At 73.2% G+C, this 20,452-nt stretch carries 21 protein-coding genes and 1 pseudogene; 8 read left to right on the forward strand and 14 right to left on the reverse strand.

The window, feature by feature from the left end; genetic code table 11:
• Positions 1 to 92, forward strand: a pseudogene (locus SM450_RS27920) (C39 family peptidase); the annotation flags it as partial.
• 83 nt (positions 93 to 175) lie between these two features.
• Here the strand turns inward: SM450_RS27920 and SM450_RS27925 are convergent.
• A complete protein-coding gene (locus tag SM450_RS27925; RefSeq protein WP_474622766.1) occupies positions 176 to 829 on the reverse strand; it encodes a DedA family protein in 654 nt (217 codons plus the stop codon).
• A 24-nt stretch (positions 830 to 853) separates the two neighbouring features.
• Complete coding sequence (locus SM450_RS27930) at positions 854 to 1,210, reverse strand: VOC family protein (protein WP_474622767.1); 357 nt, start codon at positions 1,208 to 1,210, stop codon at positions 854 to 856.
• A gap of 156 nt (positions 1,211 to 1,366) precedes the next feature.
• Here SM450_RS27930 and SM450_RS27935 point away from each other — a divergent pair, with 156 nt between their 5' ends.
• Entirely contained in the window at positions 1,367 to 4,252 is a 2,886-nt protein-coding gene (locus SM450_RS27935; RefSeq protein ID WP_474622768.1) for an aconitate hydratase, read from the forward strand.
• Positions 4,253 to 4,295: 43 nt separating this feature from the next.
• On the opposite strand, the gene SM450_RS27940 is transcribed toward SM450_RS27935, so the two are convergent.
• Positions 4,296 to 4,610: a hypothetical protein gene (locus SM450_RS27940; protein WP_474622769.1), complete on the reverse strand. Its 315-nt coding sequence runs from the start codon at positions 4,608 to 4,610 to the stop codon at positions 4,296 to 4,298.
• An 88-nt stretch (positions 4,611 to 4,698) separates the two neighbouring features.
• Here SM450_RS27940 and SM450_RS27945 point away from each other — a divergent pair, with 88 nt between their 5' ends.
• Together SM450_RS27945 and SM450_RS27950 are read left to right on the forward strand one after the other, a co-directional pair.
• On the forward strand, positions 4,699 to 5,466 hold the full coding sequence (locus tag SM450_RS27945; protein WP_474622770.1) for a DUF5753 domain-containing protein: 768 nt from the start codon (positions 4,699 to 4,701) through the stop codon (positions 5,464 to 5,466).
• Positions 5,457 to 5,642, forward strand: coding sequence for a DUF397 domain-containing protein (locus SM450_RS27950; protein ID WP_474622771.1), 186 nt, complete (start codon positions 5,457 to 5,459; stop codon positions 5,640 to 5,642). Before SM450_RS27945 ends, SM450_RS27950 begins: the two co-directional genes overlap by 10 nt.
• A 44-nt stretch (positions 5,643 to 5,686) precedes the next feature.
• On the opposite strand, the gene SM450_RS27955 is transcribed toward SM450_RS27950, so the two are convergent.
• Positions 5,687 to 6,109, reverse strand: coding sequence for an SRPBCC family protein (locus tag SM450_RS27955; protein WP_474622772.1), 423 nt, complete (start codon positions 6,107 to 6,109; stop codon positions 5,687 to 5,689).
• An 86-nt stretch (positions 6,110 to 6,195) separates the two neighbouring features.
• Here SM450_RS27955 and SM450_RS27960 point away from each other — a divergent pair, with 86 nt between their 5' ends.
• A complete protein-coding gene (locus tag SM450_RS27960) occupies positions 6,196 to 7,938 on the forward strand; it encodes a DUF6461 domain-containing protein (protein ID WP_474622773.1) in 1,743 nt (580 codons plus the stop codon).
• 92 nt (positions 7,939 to 8,030) lie between these two features.
• On the forward strand, positions 8,031 to 8,810 hold the full coding sequence (locus SM450_RS27965) for a hypothetical protein (RefSeq protein WP_474622774.1): 780 nt from the start codon (positions 8,031 to 8,033) through the stop codon (positions 8,808 to 8,810).
• 10 nt (positions 8,811 to 8,820) lie between these two features.
• Here SM450_RS27965 and SM450_RS27970 read toward each other — a convergent pair whose 3' ends face one another.
• Positions 8,821 to 9,552, reverse strand: a complete 732-nt coding sequence (locus SM450_RS27970) for an SDR family oxidoreductase (protein WP_474622775.1) — start codon at positions 9,550 to 9,552, stop codon at positions 8,821 to 8,823.
• A 95-nt stretch (positions 9,553 to 9,647) separates the two neighbouring features.
• Here SM450_RS27970 and SM450_RS27975 point away from each other — a divergent pair, with 95 nt between their 5' ends.
• The gene (locus SM450_RS27975) at positions 9,648 to 10,496 is read left to right on the forward strand and encodes a LysR family transcriptional regulator (protein WP_474622776.1); all 849 of its coding nucleotides are present in this window, start codon (positions 9,648 to 9,650) and stop codon (positions 10,494 to 10,496) included.
• A gap of 4 nt (positions 10,497 to 10,500) precedes the next feature.
• Here the strand turns inward: SM450_RS27975 and SM450_RS27980 are convergent, their stop codons facing one another.
• The 8 genes from SM450_RS27980 to SM450_RS28015 form a co-directional block, all read right to left on the reverse strand.
• Positions 10,501 to 10,983, reverse strand: a complete 483-nt coding sequence (locus tag SM450_RS27980) for a GNAT family N-acetyltransferase (protein WP_474622777.1) — start codon at positions 10,981 to 10,983, stop codon at positions 10,501 to 10,503.
• 91 nt (positions 10,984 to 11,074) lie between these two features.
• Positions 11,075 to 11,683 (reverse strand): GTP-binding protein, encoded by a 609-nt coding sequence (locus tag SM450_RS27985; protein WP_282283479.1) that lies wholly within the window; start codon positions 11,681 to 11,683, stop codon positions 11,075 to 11,077.
• Positions 11,664 to 12,053, reverse strand: a complete 390-nt coding sequence (locus tag SM450_RS27990; protein ID WP_474622778.1) for a DUF742 domain-containing protein — start codon at positions 12,051 to 12,053, stop codon at positions 11,664 to 11,666. The genes SM450_RS27985 and SM450_RS27990 overlap by 20 nt, the downstream gene beginning before the upstream one ends.
• A complete protein-coding gene (locus SM450_RS27995) occupies positions 12,050 to 12,475 on the reverse strand; it encodes a roadblock/LC7 domain-containing protein (protein WP_281587627.1) in 426 nt (141 codons plus the stop codon). The genes SM450_RS27990 and SM450_RS27995 overlap by 4 nt, the downstream gene beginning before the upstream one ends.
• A 66-nt stretch (positions 12,476 to 12,541) precedes the next feature.
• A complete protein-coding gene (locus SM450_RS28000; RefSeq protein WP_474622779.1) occupies positions 12,542 to 14,986 on the reverse strand; it encodes a sensor histidine kinase in 2,445 nt (814 codons plus the stop codon).
• Between the two features lie 80 nt (positions 14,987 to 15,066).
• Entirely contained in the window at positions 15,067 to 16,620 is a 1,554-nt protein-coding gene (locus tag SM450_RS28005; RefSeq protein WP_474622780.1) for a prenyltransferase/squalene oxidase repeat-containing protein, read from the reverse strand.
• Positions 16,617 to 17,492: a terpene synthase family protein gene (locus SM450_RS28010; RefSeq protein ID WP_474622781.1), complete on the reverse strand. Its 876-nt coding sequence runs from the start codon at positions 17,490 to 17,492 to the stop codon at positions 16,617 to 16,619. Before SM450_RS28010 ends, SM450_RS28005 begins: the two co-directional genes overlap by 4 nt.
• On the reverse strand, positions 17,489 to 18,826 hold the full coding sequence (locus tag SM450_RS28015) for a cytochrome P450 (protein ID WP_474622841.1): 1,338 nt from the start codon (positions 18,824 to 18,826) through the stop codon (positions 17,489 to 17,491). Before SM450_RS28015 ends, SM450_RS28010 begins: the two co-directional genes overlap by 4 nt.
• A 357-nt stretch (positions 18,827 to 19,183) precedes the next feature.
• On the opposite strand from SM450_RS28015, the gene SM450_RS28020 reads away from it, so the two are divergent.
• Positions 19,184 to 19,432 (forward strand): DUF2630 family protein, encoded by a 249-nt coding sequence (locus tag SM450_RS28020; protein WP_281587623.1) that lies wholly within the window; start codon positions 19,184 to 19,186, stop codon positions 19,430 to 19,432.
• A 75-nt stretch (positions 19,433 to 19,507) separates the two neighbouring features.
• Here SM450_RS28020 and SM450_RS28025 read toward each other — a convergent pair whose 3' ends face one another.
• Positions 19,508 to 20,434: a serine protein kinase RIO gene (locus tag SM450_RS28025; protein WP_474622782.1), complete on the reverse strand. Its 927-nt coding sequence runs from the start codon at positions 20,432 to 20,434 to the stop codon at positions 19,508 to 19,510.
• Between the last annotated feature and the right edge of the window lie 18 nt (positions 20,435 to 20,452).

The following is a 20,452-nucleotide window of genomic DNA, read 5'->3' on the forward strand; positions in this document are numbered from 1 at the left end:
CCGACAGCGCCAACCCCAACACCGCCTCCTACCACATCACCATCGACAACCTCGCCAACTGGATCGCCACCCGCGGCTACAGCACCACCTGACACCACCGCTGCGGCCGTGGCTGCAGAGCAAGGGAGCAGCAACGGCGAAAGGGCCCGACCCCATCACGGGGTCGGGCCCTTTGTCAGCGCTCGGTGACGCCGACCGGCTCGGCCTTGTCGGGCTCCTCGACCGGGGGCAGCCGCTTCGCCCGGCGGCGCAGCCACCATGTGCTGACCAGGCCGGCGAGCACGGCGAGCACCAGCCCGGCCCAGGAGATGTCCTTGAGCCAGTGCTCGGCGGCCCGCCCGACGTAGAACAGCAGGTAGGTCGTGCCGAACGCCCAGACCAGGCCGCCGGCCGCGTTCGCCACCAGGAACCTGCGGTACGGCACGTGCAGCGCCCCGGCGAGCGGGCCGGCGAGGATACGCAGCAGTGCGACGAACCGCCCGAAGAAGACCGCCCACACGCCGTGGCGGGCGAAGCTCTGTTCGGCGCGGGCGAGGTGCGCCGGGCCGAGGTGCTTGGGGAAGCGTCGGCCCAGCCGTTCCAGCAGCGGCCGGCCGCCCCGGCGGCCCACGGCGTACCCGATGGAGTCGCCGACGATCGCGCCGGTCGCGGCGGCGGCGGCCACCCACTCGGGCTGGACCACCCCGGTGGCGGCGAGCAGTGCGGAGCTGACCAGCACGATCTCGCCGGGCAGCGGAACGCCCATGCTCTCGACGCCGATCACCCCGGCGACGATCAGGTAGATCACTTCCGGGGGTAGCGCGGAGAGCCAGTGCTGCACGTCGACCACGCACCGACCCTACCCGCGCAGAACTCAACGCGCGGGTGCCAGGAACTCCAGCCGGTTGCCGTGCGGGTCGTGCGTGTGGAACCGCCGCATGCCGGGGATCTCGTCGTCGCCCCAGGTGACGGCGTGGCCGGCGGCGTCGAGCCGGGCGGCCAGGTCGTCCAGGTCGGTGCGGAGCAGCGCCGGGTGGGCCTTGCGGGCGGGACGGAAGTCGTCCTCGACGCCGAGGTGCAGCTCGACGTCGTACCCGGTGAACCAGCAACCGCCGCGGGCGGCGAGGGCCGGGGGTTTGGGTTTCTCGGTGAGGCCGAGCAGACCGACGTAGAAGGAGCGGGAGAGGTCCTCGGAGCCGCGCGGGCAGGCGAGCAGGACGTGGTGGATCATGGTGGCACCTCCTCGTCCCGCAGCGTGGCACGAGGTTGCGCGAATAGCAAGACGGACGTACGGTTTTGTAGATGCCGACGCAGGTAAGTGTCGCCTAAGCACGGCGGCGCCCCCGCCGGTGCGACAAACTGCTCAGGACTACTCACGGTCGCTGGTGTGAAGGAGTACGACGTGGCGAGCCTCGACACCTTCGGTGCGAAGACCCAGCTACGCGTCGGAGACGCGAGCTACGAGATTTTCAGGATCGGCAAGGTGGAGGGCCACGAACGGCTGCCCTACAGCCTCAAGGTCCTGCTGGAGAACCTGCTGCGGACGGAGGACGGCGCGAACATCACCGCCGACCACATCTCGCAGCTCGGCGGCTGGGACCCCACCGCCGACCCGAGCGTGGAGATCCAGTTCACCCCCGCCCGGGTGCTGATGCAGGACTTCACCGGCGTGCCCTGCGTCGTCGACCTGGCGACCATGCGCGAGGCCGTGCGCGACCTCGGCGGCGACGCCACCAAGGTCAACCCGCTCGCGCCGGCCGAGCTGGTCATCGACCACTCGGTCATCGCCGACCTGTTCGGCCGCGAGGACGCCTTCGAGCGCAACGTCGAGCTGGAGTACGAGCGCAACAAGGAGCGCTACCAGTTCCTGCGCTGGGGCCAGAGCGCGTTCAACGAGTTCAAGGTCGTCCCGCCGGGCACCGGCATCGTGCACCAGGTCAACATCGAGTACCTGGCCCGTACGATCATGGAGCGCAACGGCCAGGCGTACCCGGACACCGTCGTCGGCACCGACTCGCACACCACCATGGTCAACGGCCTGGGCGTGCTGGGCTGGGGCGTCGGCGGCATCGAGGCCGAGGCCGCGATGCTCGGCCAGCCGGTCAGCATGCTGATCCCCCGGGTCGTCGGCTTCAAGCTCTCCGGTGAGATGCCGGCCGGCACCACCGCCACCGACCTGGTGCTGACCATCACCGAGATGCTGCGCAAGCACGGCGTGGTCGGCAAGTTCGTCGAGTTCTACGGCCCGGGCGTGAGCGCCGTGCCGCTCGCGAACCGTGCCACCATCGGCAACATGTCGCCGGAGTACGGCTCCACCGTGGCGATCTTCCCGATCGACGGTGAAACCATCCGCTACCTGGAGCTGACCGGGCGCGACCCGCAGCAGGTGGCGCTCGTCGAGGCGTACGCCAAGGAGCAGGGCCTCTGGCACGACCCGGACCACGAGCCGGACTACTCCGAGCGCCTGGAGCTGGACCTCGGCACCATCGAACCGTCCCTGGCCGGCCCGAAGCGCCCGCAGGACCGGGTGCCGCTCGGCAGCGCCAAGACGCTGTTCCGCTCCGCGCTCACCGACTACGTGGCCGCCGACGAGACCGGCGGCGACCCGGGCCGCAAGCCGGGCGTGCCGCAGCAGCAGAAGCCGTTCGGCACCGACGGCCCGGCGGACGAGGCGAGCGCCGAGTCCTTCCCGGCCAGCGACGCCCCGGCCAACGGCGTCAACGACCCGGCGGACGCGCCGCGCGACCTGGAGACCGCCGCCGTGGGCGCGGGCGGCCGGGCCAGCAACCCGGTACGCGTGAGCGGCGCCGACGGCGTCGAGTACGAGCTGGACCACGGCGCCGTGGTGATCGCCGCGATCACCTCCTGCACCAACACCTCGAACCCGCAGGTGATGATCGGCGCGGCGCTGCTGGCCCGCAACGCGGTGGAGAAGGGCCTCAACCGCAAGCCGTGGGTGAAGACCACGCTCGCGCCGGGCTCGAAGGTCGTCATGGACTACTACGACCGCGCCGGCCTCACGCCCTACCTGGAGAAGCTCGGCTTCAACCTGGTCGGCTACGGCTGCACCACCTGCATCGGCAACTCCGGCCCGCTGCCGGAGGAGGTCTCCGCCGCCGTCAACGAGGGCGACCTGGCCGTCGTCTCGGTGCTCTCCGGCAACCGCAACTTCGAGGGCCGGATCAACCCGGACGTCAAGATGAACTACCTGGCGTCCCCGCCGCTCGTGGTCGCGTACGCGCTCGCCGGCACCATGGACATCGACCTGGCCAACGAGCCGATCGGCGAGGACGCGCAGGGCAACCCGGTGTTCCTGCGGGAGATCTGGCCGAACACCGCCGAGATCCAGGACGTCATCGCCTCCGCGATCGGCGCCACCGGCTTCAGCGCCGCGTACGCCGACGTGTTCGCCGGCGACGAGCGCTGGCAGTCGCTACCCACCCCGACCGGAGACACGTTCTCCTGGGCCGGCGACTCGACGTACGTGCGCAAGCCCCCGTACTTCGAGGGCATGCAGCAGCAGCCGACCCCGGTGCGGGACATCGCCGACGCGCGGGTCCTGGCCAAGCTCGGCGACTCGGTGACCACCGACCACATCTCCCCGGCCGGCTCGATCAAGGCGGACTCCCCCGCCGGCACCTACCTGGCCGAGCACGGCGTGGCCCGGCACGAGTTCAACTCGTACGGCTCCCGCCGGGGCAACCACGAGGTGATGATCCGGGGCACGTTCGCCAACATCCGGCTGCGCAACCAGCTCGTCCCGGGTGTCGAGGGCGGCTTCACGGTCAACCACCTGACCGGCGAGCAGTCGTCGATCTACGACGCCTCGATGGCGTACCAGGAGGCGGGTGTTCCGCTTGTCATCCTGGCCGGCAAGGAGTACGGCTCGGGTTCGTCGCGGGACTGGGCGGCCAAGGGCACCATGCTGCTGGGCGTGAAGGCCGTCATCGCCGAGTCGTACGAGCGGATCCACCGCTCGAACCTGATCGGCATGGGCGTCCTGCCGCTCCAGTTCCCGGTGGACACCACCGCGGAGTCGCTGGGCCTGACCGGCACCGAGACGTTCTCGATCAGCGGTGTCACCGCGCTCAACGACGGCGACACCCCGCGCACGGTCAAGGTCACCACCGACACCGGCGTGGAGTTCGACGCCGTGGTCCGCATCGACACTCCCGGTGAGGCGGACTACTACCGGCACGGCGGCATCCGCCCGTCCGTCCTGCGCCGGATTCCCGCGAGCGGCGGCTTGGGGGTTCGGTGGGGGCCCTTTTAACCACCCGTGTGTAAACATGGCCCCCCTCCTAACGTGCGGGCGGTCAGCGGAGGCGGAGGGCTACGGCGCGCGCCTCCGCGTCGGTGAGCGGCATGAACCACAGGAAGCGCCGCACGATCGCGATCGGGTCCGGTCCGCCGGGCTGCCCGCGCAGGTCGCGGATGGCCTGGCGGGTGATCCGGGAGAACTCGGGGATCAGCGTCGCGCGCCGGGCCGCGTCGGTGGGCGTGGCCCGCAGCGTCGGGCACGGCCAGGGCTCGCCGCAACTGTCGCAGCGCCAGGCCGGGCCGCACGCGCGGTGCGCGGGCAACGGCAGCACCACCCGGGGGTACGACGATCTCGGTGTCGGGTCAGTCATGCCTCCACCGTGCCGACCGTGGCCACACAATCACACAGCGTTGTGTAATCTCCTTCGGACGCTTCTTTTGCTCCGGGGAGGAACCGGCATGAACCATGCCTTCGTCACCGCGCTTGCCGGCTCGGGCCACACCGCCGAGACTCTGGCGGAACGGCTCGGTCTGCATCCGAAGACGGTGGCCCGCTGGGCGAACCCGGGGCACATTCCGCAGAGCCGGCACCGCGCGACGGTCGCGAACCTGCTCGGCCTGCCGATGGACGCGCTCTGGCCGGACGTGGGCCGCCGCCGCGAGCCGGTGTGGTTCCGCCCGTGGGTGGACATCGAACGCGAGGCGGTCGCCCTGCGCACGTTCGAGCTGGCCTGGGTGCCGGGCCTGTTGCAGACCGAGGGGTACGCCCGCGCCACGTTCCTCGGCCAGCCGCTCACCTCCGACGAGGTCACCGATCTGGTCGCCGCGCGGCTGGACCGGCAGGGCATCCTCAACCGGCAACGCGGGCCGCTGTTCGTCGCGGTGCTCGACGAGCAGGTGCTGCGTCGCGCCGCCGCCGGCGACCGCGCGCTGATGGCCGCCCAGGTCGCCCACCTTGCGGCCTGCGCCGAGCTGCCGAACGTGCAGCTCCACGTGGTGCCCGCCGACACGCCGACCTATCCCGGGCTGGACGGTCCGTTCGTCATCGCCGAACTGCGCGACGGCACCCGGGTGGCGCATGTGGACAGCCAGGCGCAGGCGCAGATCATCGAGCAGCCCTCGGAGATTGCTACCCTGGAGCGTCGGTGGGAACGCATCCGGGGCGAGGCACTGCCCCGCGCGCGGACCCTGGAACTCCTGAGGGAAGTTGCGGCGGCATGGACCTGAGCGGCGCCCGGTGGTGTAAGAGCACCCGCAGCGGCGGCAACGGCGGCAACTGCGTCGAGGTCGCCGGCAACCTGCCCGGCGTGGTCGGCGTCCGCGACTCGAAGGATCCGGCCGGGCCGGTGCTCGCCTTCACCCCGGCCGCGTGGACCCGGTTCGTGACGCTTACCCGCCGCTGAGCCGGTCACGTCCCGCTCTCCCCTGTCGCGCAGCGCCGCGCGGATCAGGTGGCCCCTGCGCCGCCCGGTTCCGCCGACTCCAGCACGGCCTTGAGCCGGGCCAGGTCACCCTCGACGAGCGCGGTGTCCCGCTCGAACTCCGCGTCGCTCATGGCGGGGCCCCGACGCAGGCTGAACACCACCTCGGCGCCGTCGCCGTCGGCGATGGCGCGCAACGGCACGTACACCGTCTCGCCGGACGGCGTCCGCACCTCGTGGTCGAGCACCCCGTAGTCGTTCGCCGGCGCGAACCTCAGCCAGGCCCGGCCCTCGGGCGTCTCCACGAACCAGTCGCCGCCCTCGCGCGTCACCGAGCCGCCCAGGCCGGGTGCCCAGCGGGGCAGGTTGGCCGGGTCGGACGCGAACGCGTAGACCGTCGCGACCGGACGGTCGATGTGCACGCTGAGGTGCCGGGATTCGGTAGCCACACCGCCGATGATGGCATGGCGGCCGGAACTGTCAGTGGCCGATGCGAGCATGTGCCCGCTGTCGTAAGACCGGACGGGGAGGTCCCATGCGAGCAGACACGTCGGCGTTCGCGGTGAGCGACGCGCTTGCGGCCTTCGCCGCGTCGGCGGCGCCGGTGTTCACGGCCCGGGTGCCCGTCCCGCCGGCGCGGCTGCTGGGGCGCCTGGCCGCGCCGGCCGAGGCGGATCCGCACAGGGCGCACCGCTGGCCGGGCGTGCCGCGCGGCGACGAGCCGGACTGGATGGCCGCGCTGCGCGCGCTCGGTCCGCTGCCGGTGGAGCGCCTGCTCGGCGCGCTCGAGTCGACAGTCGCCGACCACGACTGGGGTGGCGCGCCGGATCTGGTGGGCGACCCGCCCCCGCCGCCGGCGGGCCAGTACGCGTGGCTGACCACCGGCGGCAATGACAGCGCGGCGACGTCCGCCGCGACCGTGCTGCACGCGCTGCGCCCCGGGCTGACCGACCGGGTGACCGCCGCGATGCGGGCCCTGGTCCCGCATCCGGCCGTCGCGCCGCTGCTCGCCGGCACGCCGGCCGGGGCCGATGAGCCGGCGATCGCCGCCGCCCACGGCGCCGCCCATCTCGGCCTCGCCGTGGCGGTCGCCGGTGCCGCGGTGCACCGGGCGGACCCGCCGGTGATCGTGGAGCGCGCCGCCGCCGTCGTGGGCCTGGCCGTCGGCGCTGCAGCGCTCGTGCTGCGCGAGGTGCCACTGCCGCCGGCGTACGCGGCGGCGCTGCTGGAGCGGATCCGAGCGGAATACCTGCTGCCGCGGCACCTGACCAGCACCCTGCACGTCGAGGGGCACCGGTTCGGGCTCGCCGAGCACGGGCTCCCCGACGAGGTCGACTTCACGGGCAACGGGCTGGTCGCCGTGGTCGGCGGTGGCGTGGCGGTGCGCACCGGCGTCGCGACGGGTCACGTGCGCGTGGAGCTTGTCGTGCTGGCCGGTCCACCGGACGAGGTGGAGTCGTGGTGGGAGGACGTCGTCGAGGTCAGTTGGCACGCCGCGGTCGGTGACACGTCCTGGGTGCCGGGCGACGGCAGGTCGTCGCGGCTCACCCCGCCGTGGCCTGGCGACTACCGGGTCCGGGTGCACGCCCGCGGGCGTGACGACAACGACGCCCGGTTGGAGGGCTACAAGCTCGTCGTCTGGTCGGCTCCGACCGTGCCGGAGGTGGTGCACCGGCGCTCCGACCAGCTCGGGCACCGGCTGCGCGGCGAACCCGAGCCGACCCGGCCGCCCGAGCACACGTACCGGTGGATCCGGTCGAGTTCGGTGTCGCAGGCGGCGACCGTCACCGTGGTCACCGGCGCCTCGGTCGAGCAGGTGGTGCGCGCCTTCGGCGCGGATCCGGCCCGCGCGGAGCCGGTCGACGCTCTCCGCCGTGACCTGTCCCTGCGCGGGGCGGCCGACACCTGGGTCGCCGCCGTGCTGGCCGACGACGGCGCGGTAATGGTCGTCGAGGACAACGGCTACCGGGGAGCGGACGCGTCGGTGCTGTGCGCCGCCTCGGTCGGTGGCCGGGCGGCAAGCATGTTCTGGAACGTCAACGCCGTCACCCGGCTCTCCTTCGCCGAGGGTGGCCGGCTGCTCGCCGCGTCCGAGCCGTGGGGGCGCGACGTCTATCCGCCGGAGGTGTCGACAGCCGTCGCCGGCCTCGACTTCGCCGAGGCCGGCGACCGGGTGGAGAAGGGCCTGGTCGCGGTCGAGCGGTTCACCGGTCGCGGTCTGACCGCGGCCGACCTGGCCCGGATCGACACGGGCGACGGCTACCGGATCACACGCTGAGGACGGGCGGTCCCGGTCAGTCGGGTCGGCCGCCGGCACGCCGCCCCCGTCGTGACCGGACGACCAGGCCGACACCGGTAGGGTCAGCCGGCGTGGGACTCGACGCGTTCGTCTACTGCCGGTGCTGGCAGGACGGCCTGGCCACGCCGTGCCCGGTCGGCCCGGTCGGCTATGACGAGGACGGATACCTCGCCCTGTTGCCGGCCGGCGCGTACGACGGGGTGGCCGACAACGCCTTCTACACCTGGATGTCCGAGGATGCCTGCCCGCACCTGGACATGGAGCTGGCCAGCGAGGGCGTGACCAACTGGGCCGGCCTTCGGCTGTTCCAGCAGGCGTTGCGCGCGGCCGGCGAGAACCTCTTCCCGACGCTTACCGCCCACCTGCCGGACCGCAATGGCGGCTGCCTGCCGGCGGCGCGGGCGGCTGACGCCCTGGCCGAGCTGGAGGCGTTCCGGGTGAGTCCGGTCCCGGACGAGGTGGCGCTCGTCGACGACGCGACCGGCCGGGTGCTGATGCAGTACGTCGAGGCCTACCGTGGGGTGTTCACGTTCGGTCCGGGCTGCCAGGCAGGCGTGGACCCGGACGGCTTCTTCGTCGTCGACACCGACGCGGATCCGCCTGTCACGTTGTTCCGCGCCGCCGCGTGCCGCCAGCGGGTGCGGCCCGACGGCCTGGTGGAGTTCGTCGCGGGCGGGGCGCGGGCCGTCGTGGCGATGTCGCCGGTCGCCGAGCACGGGTCGCCGCCGCCCGACCGGCTCGCGGTGCGGACGCGGAGCCGGTCGGCCGACGACTTCGCCTACCTCGTCGAGCCGCTGCGCCGGCTCTGCGCCGCGTCGGTGGCCACCGGCAACCCGGTCATGTGGTGCTGATCCGCGGCGCTCACCACGGCACCACGCCGGCGTCCTCGAAGAAGCCGCCGGTCGGCCCGTCGTCGGGCAGCGTGGCCAGCCGGATCGCGATCGCCGCGCCCTGCTGCGGCGTCCGCACCCCGCGGAAGCCGTTCAGATCGGTCGCGGTGTAACCCGGGCAGCCGGCGTTGACCAAAATGTTCGTGTCGCCGAGCGCCCGGGCGTACTGGATGGTCACCGCGTTGAGCATCGACTTCGACGGCGCGTACGCCACGGACAGCGGCCCGGTCTGGTGCTCGCCGGCGGAGGCGCTCTGCCGGGTGAGGGAGCCGACGCCGCTGGACATGTTGACGATTCGGGGCGCCGCCGAGCGGCGCAGCAACGGCAGCATCGCCTCGGTGACCCGGACGACGCCGATCACGTTGACCTCGACCGCCGTCCGCACTGTCGCCAAGTCCACGTCGCCTGGCTGCTGCGGCATGCCGCCGGTCACCGCCGCGTTGTTGACCAGCACGTCGAGGCCGCCGGCCTGGTCCTCCAGCAGGCGGGCGGCGGCGGTCACGCTCGCGTCGTCGGTCACGTCAAGCGGTACGCCGAAGGCGTCCACGCCGTCCACGCGCAGCTTCGCCACGGCGGCCTCCCGGCGCTGCTCGTCCCGGGCGCCGACGCCCACCCGCCAGCCCAGCGCGCCCAGGCCGGCCGCGATCTCGTACCCGATTCCCTTGTTCGCGCCGGTCACCAGCGCGATCCTGCGTTCGCTCATGCACTCGATCCTGTCCGTGTCGCCGCCGGCGCTCCAACACCATCTGAGTAGGGTGCGATACCCGGCGGGTATCGGTCCGGCGGTACGGTGGTGGGGTGGAGACGCGGGAGCTGCGCTACTTCGTCGCGGTCGCCGAGGAGCTGCACTTCGGCCGCGCCGCGCGCCGCCTCGGCATCGCCCAGCCGCCGCTGTCCCGGGCGATCAGAGCGCTCGAACGGCGGCTCGGGGTGACGTTGCTGGAACGCGACAGCCGGACCGTGGCGCTGACCCCGGCCGGCGCGGTGCTGCTGCGGGAGGGCCGGGCCGCGCTCGACGCGGTGGCCGCCGCCGACCGCCGTACCCGCCGGGCCGCGTCCGTCGCGGGCGGCGGCCCGGGCCTGGTCCTGGCCGCGAAGGCCGGCGCGTCAAGCGAGCTGCTGCCGAAACTGCTCGACGCGTACGCCGCCGAACCCGACGCCGTCGCGGTGGACGTGCTGCTGTGCGGCATCGGCGAGCAGGGACGGCTGCTGCGTGACGGGCGGGCCGACGTGGCGCTGCTGCACCTGCCGTTCGACTCGACGGCCGGGCTGGACACCGAGGAGCTGGTGACGGAGCAGCAGGTGGTGATCCTGCCGGCCACGCACCCGCTGGCCGGGCGGGCGCACCTGCGGACGGCAGACGTCGAGGCGCTGCCCGGCCTGCCGATGCCGCGGTGGCCACGATCGGACGGCACGTATCCGGACGGCCCGGGCCCCGAGGTCCGCGACCACGCCCAGTTGTTCCAGCTCATCGCGCTCGGTCGCGCCACGGCGGTGCTGCCCGAGTCGGCCCGGACGCTCCTGCTCCCCGACCTGGCCGCCGTGCCGGTGCCGGACGCGCCCGCGGTGACCACGGTGATCGCCTGGCCGCCGCACAGCCGGTCCCGGGCCGTCGCCGCCCTGGTCCGGACCGCCACCCGCCTCTGAGGATCTAGGCGGGCAGGTCCTTGCGCATCTGCTGGGTGACCACCCGGTAGCCCGACGTCTCGTACAGCTTGCGCGCCGTTTCGTTGGAGCCGAAGACGTTCAGCTCGAGCGCCTGGGCGCCCTGCTCCCGGGCTGCCCGCTCCCCCGCGGCGAGCAGCGCCCGCCCCAGGCCTCGACCCCGGTGCTCGGCGGCCACCTCGATGTCGTAGAGGAAGGCGCAGCCGGCGAGCCCGCGTGGATGGGTGAGGCCGATCCACAGGCGCCCGACCGGCGAGCCGTCGGCCAGCACGCCGAGCAGGAACAGCATGCCGGGTGTGGCCATGCCCTGCGGCAACAGGACAGCGTTCGCCTCCCGTGCGCGGGCGAGCGCCTCCGCCGGAGTCCAGTTGCCGGCGGCCACGTGCTCCTGCGCGAAGCCGGCGGCGAGTTCTTCCTGCCAGCGATCGAACTCCTCCGGGGACATCGCCCGGACGCTCACCTCAGTCACGCGCTACAGGCTCTCACGATCCGCCCGCCCGCACCGCCCCGAGAAGTGCGGCACGGAGCCGCGCCGGAGGCTGCCGGGACGGCGGACACGCTCAGTCACCGGCGGCCCTCCGGCGTGCCTCGCGCAGCTTCATGGCGTGCTCCAGCAGCGTGATCAGCACCTCCTTGGCCGACTCCCGCCGCCGCGCGTCGCACAGCACCACAGGCACGCCCGGGTCCAGGTCGAGCGCCGCCTGCACCTCGTCGAGCCGGAACTCGCGGGCGCCCTCGAAGCAGTTCACCGCCACCACGAACGGCGTGCCCCGGCCCTCGAAGTAGTCGATCGACGGAAAGCAGTCGGCCAGCCGCCGGGTGTCCGCGAGCACCACCGCGCCGAGCGCGCCGAGCGCCAGCTCGTCCCAGACGAACCAGAACCGATCCTGCCCGGGTGTGCCGAACAGGTAGAGCACCAGGTCGTCGCTGAGGGTGATCCGGCCGAAGTCCATCGCCACGGTGGTGGTCGACTTCTCCTCCACGCCGGACAGGTCGTCGATGCCGATCCCGGTCTCGGTCAGCACCTCTTCGGTACGCAGCGGGCGGGTCTCGCTTACCGCGCCGACCATGGTGGTCTTGCCGACGCCGAAGCCACCGGCGATCAGGATCTTGATCGCGGTGGGCAGCGGAGCCGCACCCGCCGGCCGCTCAGAGCGCCCGTAGTCCATTGATTACCGCCTCGAAAACGTGCTCGTCGGGAAGGCCGGCGGGGGTGGCGCGCGGCTCGCGTACCTGCACCAGACTGCGGGCCGCCAGGTCTCCGAGGAGAACCCGGACGGTGCCCACGGGCAGGTCGAGATGGGCGGCGATCTCGGCCACGGACTGGATCCGCTGGCAGAGGCCGACGATCGCCACGTGCTCCGGGCCGAGCCCGGTCTCCGACCCCACCTCGGTGCGGGTCGAGCTCACCAGGGAGATCAGATCGAACGTGCCGGTCACCGGGCGGGCCCGGCCACCGGTCACCGCGTACGGGCGAACCACCGGACCCGCGTGGTCGTCAACCCACTCCTGCTCCGTGGGCTCCCCGTGGCCGGTCATCGTGCCGCGTTCTCGCCGGCGGGCTGTTCCCGGGTCGGTGAGGCGACGAACCGGCCGACCCGGGTGACAAGCATGGCCATCTCGTACGCGATCAAACCCACGTCCGCGTCCTCCGACGCCAGCACCGCGAGGCAGGCGTTGCGGCCGGCCGCGGTGACGAAGAGGAAGGAGGACTGCATCTCGATGATGGTCTGCTGCACCTGACCACCACCGAACCGCTTGCCCGCGCCACGGGCGAGGCTCTGGATGCCCGCCGCCATCGCCGCCAGGTGCTCGCCGTCGTCCCGGCTCAATCCACGGGACGAGGCCATCAGCAGTCCGTCGGTGGAGAGCGCCACGGCGTGTTCCGCCTGCTTGACCCGGCCGACCAGGTCATCCAGCAGCCACGCAAGATCCGCGCCCGAAGCCGTCTTCTGCGCCACTCGTCGTCCTCTTCTCCCCGGCTGGTGTGCCGTTCTCGTCCCGGATCCGTCGGCGTCGACGCCCGGTCAGGTCGCCTGCTCGTTTGCGTCGGCCGGCCCACCGCCGGCCCCGTGCGCTCCGCCGAGCAACCGCGCCGCGTCGGTGCGGCCGCGGCGGGTTCCGCTCTGGTAGGAGCTCATCATCTGGCGCACCTGCTCCGGCGCGCGTGCCATGTCTCCCGCCCCGTCGTCGTCCGCGCCGGACGGATCCTGCCGCAGTTCCGGGTTAAGACTGGCCTGGCGTACCCGGACCGGCAACCCCACATCTGTCACGGGTGGGGGCTCGTCGGTCGGCGCCGGGGTGGCGCGGGGTTCGACCACGGCCAGCTCCGCGGTCGGCGCGACGGCCGCCGACTGCCGTTTGCGGGTACGCGCCGGCAGCCCGGACGGGGTCAGCCGGGGCGCCGCCGGTTCCGGCTCGGCCTCGGGCGTGCCGGAACCGGCCGGCGTGTCCGTCCCGGCGTCACCGTCCTCGGCCGCCCGGACCGCGACGGTGTCCTCACCCACCCGGACCGCGACGGTGTCCTCGGCGACGGCCGGCGGCTCCGCCGGCTCATCGGCCGGCGACGGCGCGAGGGCGACGGGCTCGCCGGTGTCCGTGGTGATCAGTTCGCGGGGGATCAGCACCACCGCCGTCGTCCCGCCGTACGCCGACTCTCTCAGTTGCACCTTCACGCCGTGCCGTTCGGTGAGCCGGCTGACCACGAACAGGCCGAGTCGGGCGGCGTCGGCCAGGTTCAGCTCGGACCGGTCCACGATGCGGCCGTTGGCGGCGGCCAGCTCGTCACCGCTCATCCCGAGGCCACGGTCCTCGATCTCGATGGCGAAGCCGTTGGCGACGAGTTGGCCGCGAACCTCCACGGTGGTCTGCGGCGGCGAGAAGGAGAGGCCGTTCTCGATCAGCTCGGCCAGCAGGTGGATCACGTCACCGACGGCGCGGCCGGTGAGGGACACCGCGCCCAACGGCCGTACGGTCACCCGGGTGTAGTCCTCGACCTCGGCGACGGCTCCGCGCACCACGTCGACCATGGGCACGTTGCGTCGCCAGGCCCGGCCGGGCGTCGAGCCGGAGAGCACGATCAGATTCTCCGCGTTGCGCCGCATCCGGGTGGCCAGGTGATCGACCCGGAACAGATCCTCCAGCTCCGCGGCGTCGTGCTCGCGGCGCTCCATGGCGTCGAGCAGGGTGAGCTGCCGGTGTACGAGCGCCTGGGTACGCCGGGCCAGGCTGAGGAACACGTCGCGGACGCTGCGGCGCAGCTCGGCCTGCTCCACGGCGGTGCGGACGGCGGTCTCCTGCACCGCGTTGAAGGCCTTGCCGACCTGGCCGATCTCGTCGTCGCCGAACTGCAACGGCGGCGCCTCCCGGGCGACGTCCACCTCCTCGCCGCGACCCAGCCGCTCCACCACGCTCGGGAGCCGCTCCTCGGCCAGCCGCCGGGCCGCCTCACGCAGCCGTTCGAGCTGCCGGACCAGCGCCCGGGCCGTGGTGATCGAGACGATCACGGACGCGACGACGGCGATCAGACCGAGACCGGCGGCGAGCACCAGCCGGACGATGACGCCGATGGCGACCGGGGTGGCCCGGGACACGATGTCCTCACCACCGGCGAGGACCACCCCGCGCAGGTCGGCCATCGCCTGGTCGGCGGCGACCCGCCAGTCTGCGGCGGTGACCGGCGGGCGCACGTCCTCGCCCTTGGCCGCGAGCACCCGGTCCTGGAGCGTACGGAGCTGGTCGAAGGTGTCGCCCTCGGTCATCCGCTGGTAGCGGGCCCGGTCGGTCGGGGCGAGTTCCCGGGCGGTGCGGTCGGCGAGGAACCACTGCGCGCCGACCAGCCGGGCGAACGCGGTCTGCTCGGCGACGGTCAGCCGGTTGGCCGAGACCGCGCCGGTGAGCAGGGCGTCCTGTTGGGACAGCAACTCGCGGGAGCGGTTCAGATCGATAAGCGCGGCGGTGTCCCGGGCGATCTGGTCGTCGTCCAGGCCGCCGAGCGCGTCGAAGACGGCGAAGATGCCGTCGACCGCCTCGTCGTACGCGGCAAGCGTCGCGGTCCGGTCGATGGCCTTGCGGCCGACCTCCTCCCGCACCTCGGCGAGCTGGTCGAGTTCGCCCTTCAGCTCGGTGAGGCGCTGCTCCAACTCGTCGCTGGCCGGGACCGTGGTGCGCCAGTCCCGCACCGACCGCCACAGCCTGCCGGCGACCTCGTCGGTGCGCCCACGCTGGGCCTGCAACTCCGCCAACTGCCCGGGGTCGGACTCGCCCAGATAACGCAGCGAGAGCCGGCGTTCGTTCTGCAACTCCAGCAGCAGCGGATCGCTCGGCTCGAAGACCCGGGCGTTGAGCGCCTGCACGCCGAGCAGGTTGAACCCGTCGCGCACGGTCACCCAGGCGGCGAACGCCCAGAGCGCGACAAGCGACGCCAGCAGGGCGATGATCTTCGTACGGAGATTCGTACTGCGGGAACCCATCACACCGTCCTGGCCCGGTCTTCGGTCGGTCCGACATTCGATCGACTCCGGCGCACGCTAGCAGTCGTCGTGAACTCCGTTCAAGCGATCCTGATCATGGCAGGTAGGGGTTGCGTCGATGTCCAACCGGTGCGTCCCGAGGCGGCAAGCGCCGCCGCGCGCACGATGAGCGTCGGGCGGTAGAGGTCCTTGTCGTGCCAGAGCGCCGGCCCGTCGACGCTCCGGTCCAGCTCGGACAGTCGACCCCGACCCCGCACCAACGCCGCGGCGATCCGGGCGTCGCCCGGCCGGCCGGCACGCGCCAGCGTGAGCACCGCGTACGCGGTCTCCTCGGCGGTGCCGTGCCAGCGGCCCCAGGATCCGTCCGGCCGCTGCGTGTCCAGCAGCCACCGCACGCCCCGCTCCACGGCGGTCCCGGCCGCGCCGTCGGGCGCGTGGTCGGCAAGCGCGAGCAGCACCGCGTACGTGGCGTAGTACGCCGAGGCGTGCCAGCGGTCGTCCCACCGCCCGTCCGGCTCCTGGCGTCGCACCAGCCAATCGGTGACCCGGCGCCGGGCCGCCGTGACACCGGGTCGGCTCGGGTGCTCGCCGAGGGCGTCGAGCACGTGCGCGTTCGTGGTCAGCGACGCCCCGTCCTCCCCCGGCCAGGTGCAGAACTGGCGGCCGGTGTCATACCCGGCGAGCGGGGAGACGCAGAGCGGGCGGCCCAGCCGGGCCAGCGTGTAGAGCACGACCGAGGTGGTGTCGGCGTCGGCCGGCAACCCGGGCGCGGTGGCGGCGCCGGACGCGCCGACGGCCGCCCGCAGCTCGGTCAGCACCGGCGCGGGCACGCGCACCGAGACGCCCGCCCGGACCAGGACGGCGAGCACCCAGGCCCGTTCGAAGACGGTGACCGAACTGGCGCAGGGCACCGGCCCGGGCCGGGCGACGGCGCGCAGATAGTCAAGCGCCGGACCGGGCTCGGGTCGGCCGAGCCAGGCGGCCGTGGCGGCCGGGGAGGCGCCCACCGCCCCGCTCGCCGAGGGGCGCACGCCTGCCGCCCGGTACGCCAGCTCACCAGTCACCTCCAGCGCGTGCGCCAGCTTCTGCGGCACCGGCCGCCCGGCGGTCAGCAGTCCGCGTACCCGGGTCAGCCTGGCCGGGTCGAGACCGGCCGGCAGCGGCAGGCGGGGCCGGTCCGCCCACTCGGTCAGCCCGGGCGGCGGACCCGATGGCCCGGTGAGATGCCTGTCGACGGCCGCGAGCAGCGCCGGCACGATCAGGTCGGTGGCCGGCAGGTCGGGCGGGGCGTCGCCGCGCAGCGCGGCGGCCAGGAACGTCAGACCCCGGTGCGCGGCGGTCGCCATGGCGGCGGCCGGCCCGGCCCGGTGCAGATCGGCCAGCAGGGCCTCGACGGCGCTGAGCGTCGGCACCAGCGCGTAGCCGCCGGGTCCACCCCAGCCGCCGTCCGGGCGCTGCCGGTCGAGCAGCCAGGCCACGCGCGCGCGGTGGCCGGGCAGCCAGGGCGCCAGGGCGGTCAGCCGGCCGGTCTCGTAGACCGACGGCGAGGTCTGCCCGGCCGGGTCGCGGGCGAGCGCGTCGACAAGTCGCTGCGCGGCTCCGGCCCGGGTCGCGGGCTGGACGGTGAGGCTCACCGCACGCCCCAGAAGTCGGTGTGCCGGTAGAACCCGGTGGTGAAGCCGAGCTGCCGGGACAGGAAGTCGGCCTCCCGGGGCGCCGCACCGGCCAGCTTCGCCAGCAGGACGCGGCAGTGGTCGACCTGCTCGGCGAACCGCCGCTCGACCTCCGCCGGGTCGTCCACGAGCAGCAACGCGTTGAGGTCGCCCGACGCCACGTCCCGCCGGTGGGTGCCGAGGTCGTTGACCAGCCGCAGGGCCCGCTGCACCTCGTCGCCGACCTCGATCAGCCGGTCCAGCGCGGCGGCGTCGGTCACCGATCCGGTGTGGATCCAGTGCGCCACGTTGACCACGGTGGCGGCGAGGTTGTCGGCGTTGGCCAGGTAGTCGGCGAGCGTCGGGCGGTCGGCGCGTCGCCACGTCCACTCCCGGGCCATCGCGTCGAGCGTGCGCTCCATCGTGGTGCGCCAGCGTCCGCGCAACGCCTGGTAGCCGGGCGCGGACGCGACGTCGTCGCGCAGCTCGGCGAGGAACCGGCCCAGCGGGTCGTCGGCGCCCGCGCCGTCGAGCACGTCCAGGCAGGTACGGGTGATCCGGTCGACCTCGGCGCGGCTGGTCGCCTGGTGGTCGACAAGCCAGTCGACGGCGAAGCCCCACAGCACCGCGCGGTTGGTGACCGCCAGCTCCTCGGCCGTGTGCCAGGGCGCGCTGAACGCCATGGCCGAGGCGATGCTGCTGAACAGCGTCGCGTCGAACGGGTCGCCGGGGAACAGGTCGGGGTGCGCGGCGGCGGCCCGGCGCAGCCCGCGCTGGCCGTGTGCGGCAAGCGCGCAGATCCGGCCCTGCTCCGCCGCCACCGCGACCGGATCCGACGCCGGTGTGCTTGTCACGCCGCCTCCGCCCGGCCGGCGGCGAGCAGGGTCAGCTCGACCCGTTCGCGTGGGCGCAACGCGGCGGCCAGCCGCAGCCCGGGCACGTCGGTGCGGTGCAGCCGGAAACGGTAGCGGCTGAGCATGGTGGCGAGGATGAGCTGGGCCTCCAGATAGAACAGGTACATGCCGAGGCACTGGTGCGGACCGCCGCCGAACGGGAAGTGGGCGTACCGGTGGCGGGCGCGGACCCGCTCCGGCCGGAACCGCTCCGGGTCGAACTCGTCCGGGCGGTCCCAGAACTGCCCCATCCGCTGGGTGACCAGGGGGCTGACCGCCATGGTGGCGCCGGCCTCGATCGGCACGCCGTCGATGACGTCCTCGGCGACCGCGCGGCGCGGGATGATCCAGCCGATCGGATAGAGCCGCAGCAACTCGTCCAGCACCATCCGGGTGTAGGTGAGCCGGTCGAGGTGCTCGCGGCGTACCGGCCCACCGCCGACCACCTCGTCGATCTCGGCGTAGAGCCGCCCGGCCACCTCGGGGTGCTGGTGCAGGTGGGGCCAGGCCCAGGTGAGCACGTTGATGGTGGTCTCGGTGGTGGCGGCGAACATGGCCACGGTGTCGTTGCGGACCTGCCGCTCGTCGAGTCGCCGGCCGTCGTCGGTGCGGGCCCGCCAGAGCGTGGAGATGATGTCGTCGCCGGAGTCGGCGTCGTCGCGGGTCCGCCGGACGATCGGCACCAGCACGTCGTCGACGACGCGCACCGCGCGGCGGAACGTGCGGTCTCCCGGCATGGGCAGCGACAGCGGCGCGAACGGCACGACGATCCGGGGGATGACCGCGGTGGCGATCCGGTCCTGGGCGTCGATCACGCGCATCGCGTCCGGCACCGAGATCCGGTCGGCGAAGAGCGCCTTCATGATCGCTCGGCTGACGATGCGGGCCTGCTCGACGCCGATGTCGACCGGGCGGCCGGCACGGTACGGCTCGTCCAGCTCGTCGACGGCGTCGGAGATGGCGACGGCCATGCCGTCGATGAGCGCCTCCACCCGGCGGGCGGTGAACATCGGCTGCAACATCCGGCGGCTGGCCGACCAGACCTGACCCTCACCGAGGATGCCCTCGCCGAACAGCCGCTTGACCGGGCGCCAGAACAGCCCGTCGCCGGCGCGCTCGTAGTTGTCCGCCCGGTCCCGCAGCACGTGCTGCACGTGCCGGGGGTGGGTGACCAGGTAGGGCCGGAACGAACCGAGGTTGAGCCGGACCAGGTCGCCGCCGGTGCGGTTGCCGATGTCGATGAGCGCGCCTGCCGGGTCCCGCAGGACGGCGGGCAGGATCCGCCGCAGCGGCACGATGCGCGGCTTCCGGGGTGACGAAGACGGGGACGGGTCGGACGAATCGACCACCTGAACGCTCCCTCGGTATGACTGAGGGTCGTTACCCCGTCTCGACCCGTGATTCTTGCTCGTGAGCATGCCATCCTGAGCCGTGAATCAAAAGGCGGCACAGAGGATATTTCACGTAACAACAATCTCTTTGTCGAGAATGGAGCCGGTGGGATATGCGTCACGCCGCAAGCCTTCCGGCCTGCAAGGAGGGGCCCCCGGTTAACGCATTCGGTAGTGGAGGGGCCCCCTCTTAACACGGGCCGAATGGGCGCGGGAGCGGGAACGCGGGCGGGGGACCGTCGGCTGTGCCAAGCTTCGGGCATGGACGACAAGACCATCCTGAGCCGGATCTCGGAACTCGTCGACGAGGAGCACCGGCTGCGCGCCGGCGCGCAGGAGCACGAGGCCGGCACCGACGACGAGGCACGCGAGCGACTGCGGCACCTGGAAGAGTCCCTGGACCAGTGCTGGGACCTGCTCCGCCGCCGCCGGGCGGCCCGCCAGGCGCACGGCGACCCGGAAGCGCAGGGCGAGCGCCCGGTGCCGGAGGTCGAGCGCTACCTCCAGTGACCCGGCGCCCACGGCACGAGCCGGCCCGTGTCCCCGGGCGGGAGCGGGCGGGCCCGCCCGGGACACGGGGCTCGGTCAGCGGATGCCCGCCTCCCGCAACAGCGTCTCGGTAAGCGCGTCCGGGTCGGTGGCGGCGGCCGGCAGCCCCCGGGCGGTGAACCAGGCGGCGACCACCCGCACGTCCCGGGCCAGGAACTCGCCGCCCTGCGGGTTGGCCACCACATCCACCACCTGCGGCAGGTCGATCATGACGAGCCGGCCGGCGTGCACCAGGAGGTTGTACGGCGACAGGTCGCCGTGGGCGTATCCGGCGCGGGCCAGCACGACCAGCGCCTCGACCATCTGGTTCCAGAGGTCACGCACCTCGGCGTCGGTGGGTCGGACCTGGGCCAGCCGGGGCGCGGCCTCCCCCGCCTCGGCGTCGCCGACGAACTCCAGCATCAACTCGGTGCCGAGCAGTTGTACCGGGTAGGGCACGGCGATCCGCCCGGAGGCGACGCCGATCTCCCAGAGGCGGGACAGCGCGGCGAACTCGGCCGCTGCCCACTGCCCGGCGATCATCTGCCGGCCGAACGCGGTGCGGCCGGCCATCGCCCGCATCTCCCGCGACCGGCGGACCCGGCGGCCTTCCAGGTAACCGGCGTCCCGGTGGAAGAGCCGGTGCTGGGCATCCCGGTAGCGCTTGACCGCAAGCAGGCAGCTCCGGTCGGTGTCCGGCACGGCGCGACGGACCAGGTGGACGTCCGCCTCCTTGCCGGTCTTGAGCACCCCGAGTTCGGTGTCCCGGGCGGCCAGCTCGGTGACCAGCCAGGCGGGGTGCGGCTCGGGGCCGTGGACGGCCTGGTCCCAGGAGGACCAACTGTCCTCCGCGTCGGGCTTGGCGTCCGGGTCGGCGAGGACCGGCTGGGGCCGGCCCCGCTTCAGAAAGTCGGGTTCGTCGTCGTCGAAGCGGCTCTTGCCGCGGCCACGGCGCTGCGGCGCCGGGAAATCGTGATCGCGCACGGGTGAATCTGTCCTTCG

The sequence above is a fragment of the Micromonospora marincola genome, from assembly GCF_056150385.1.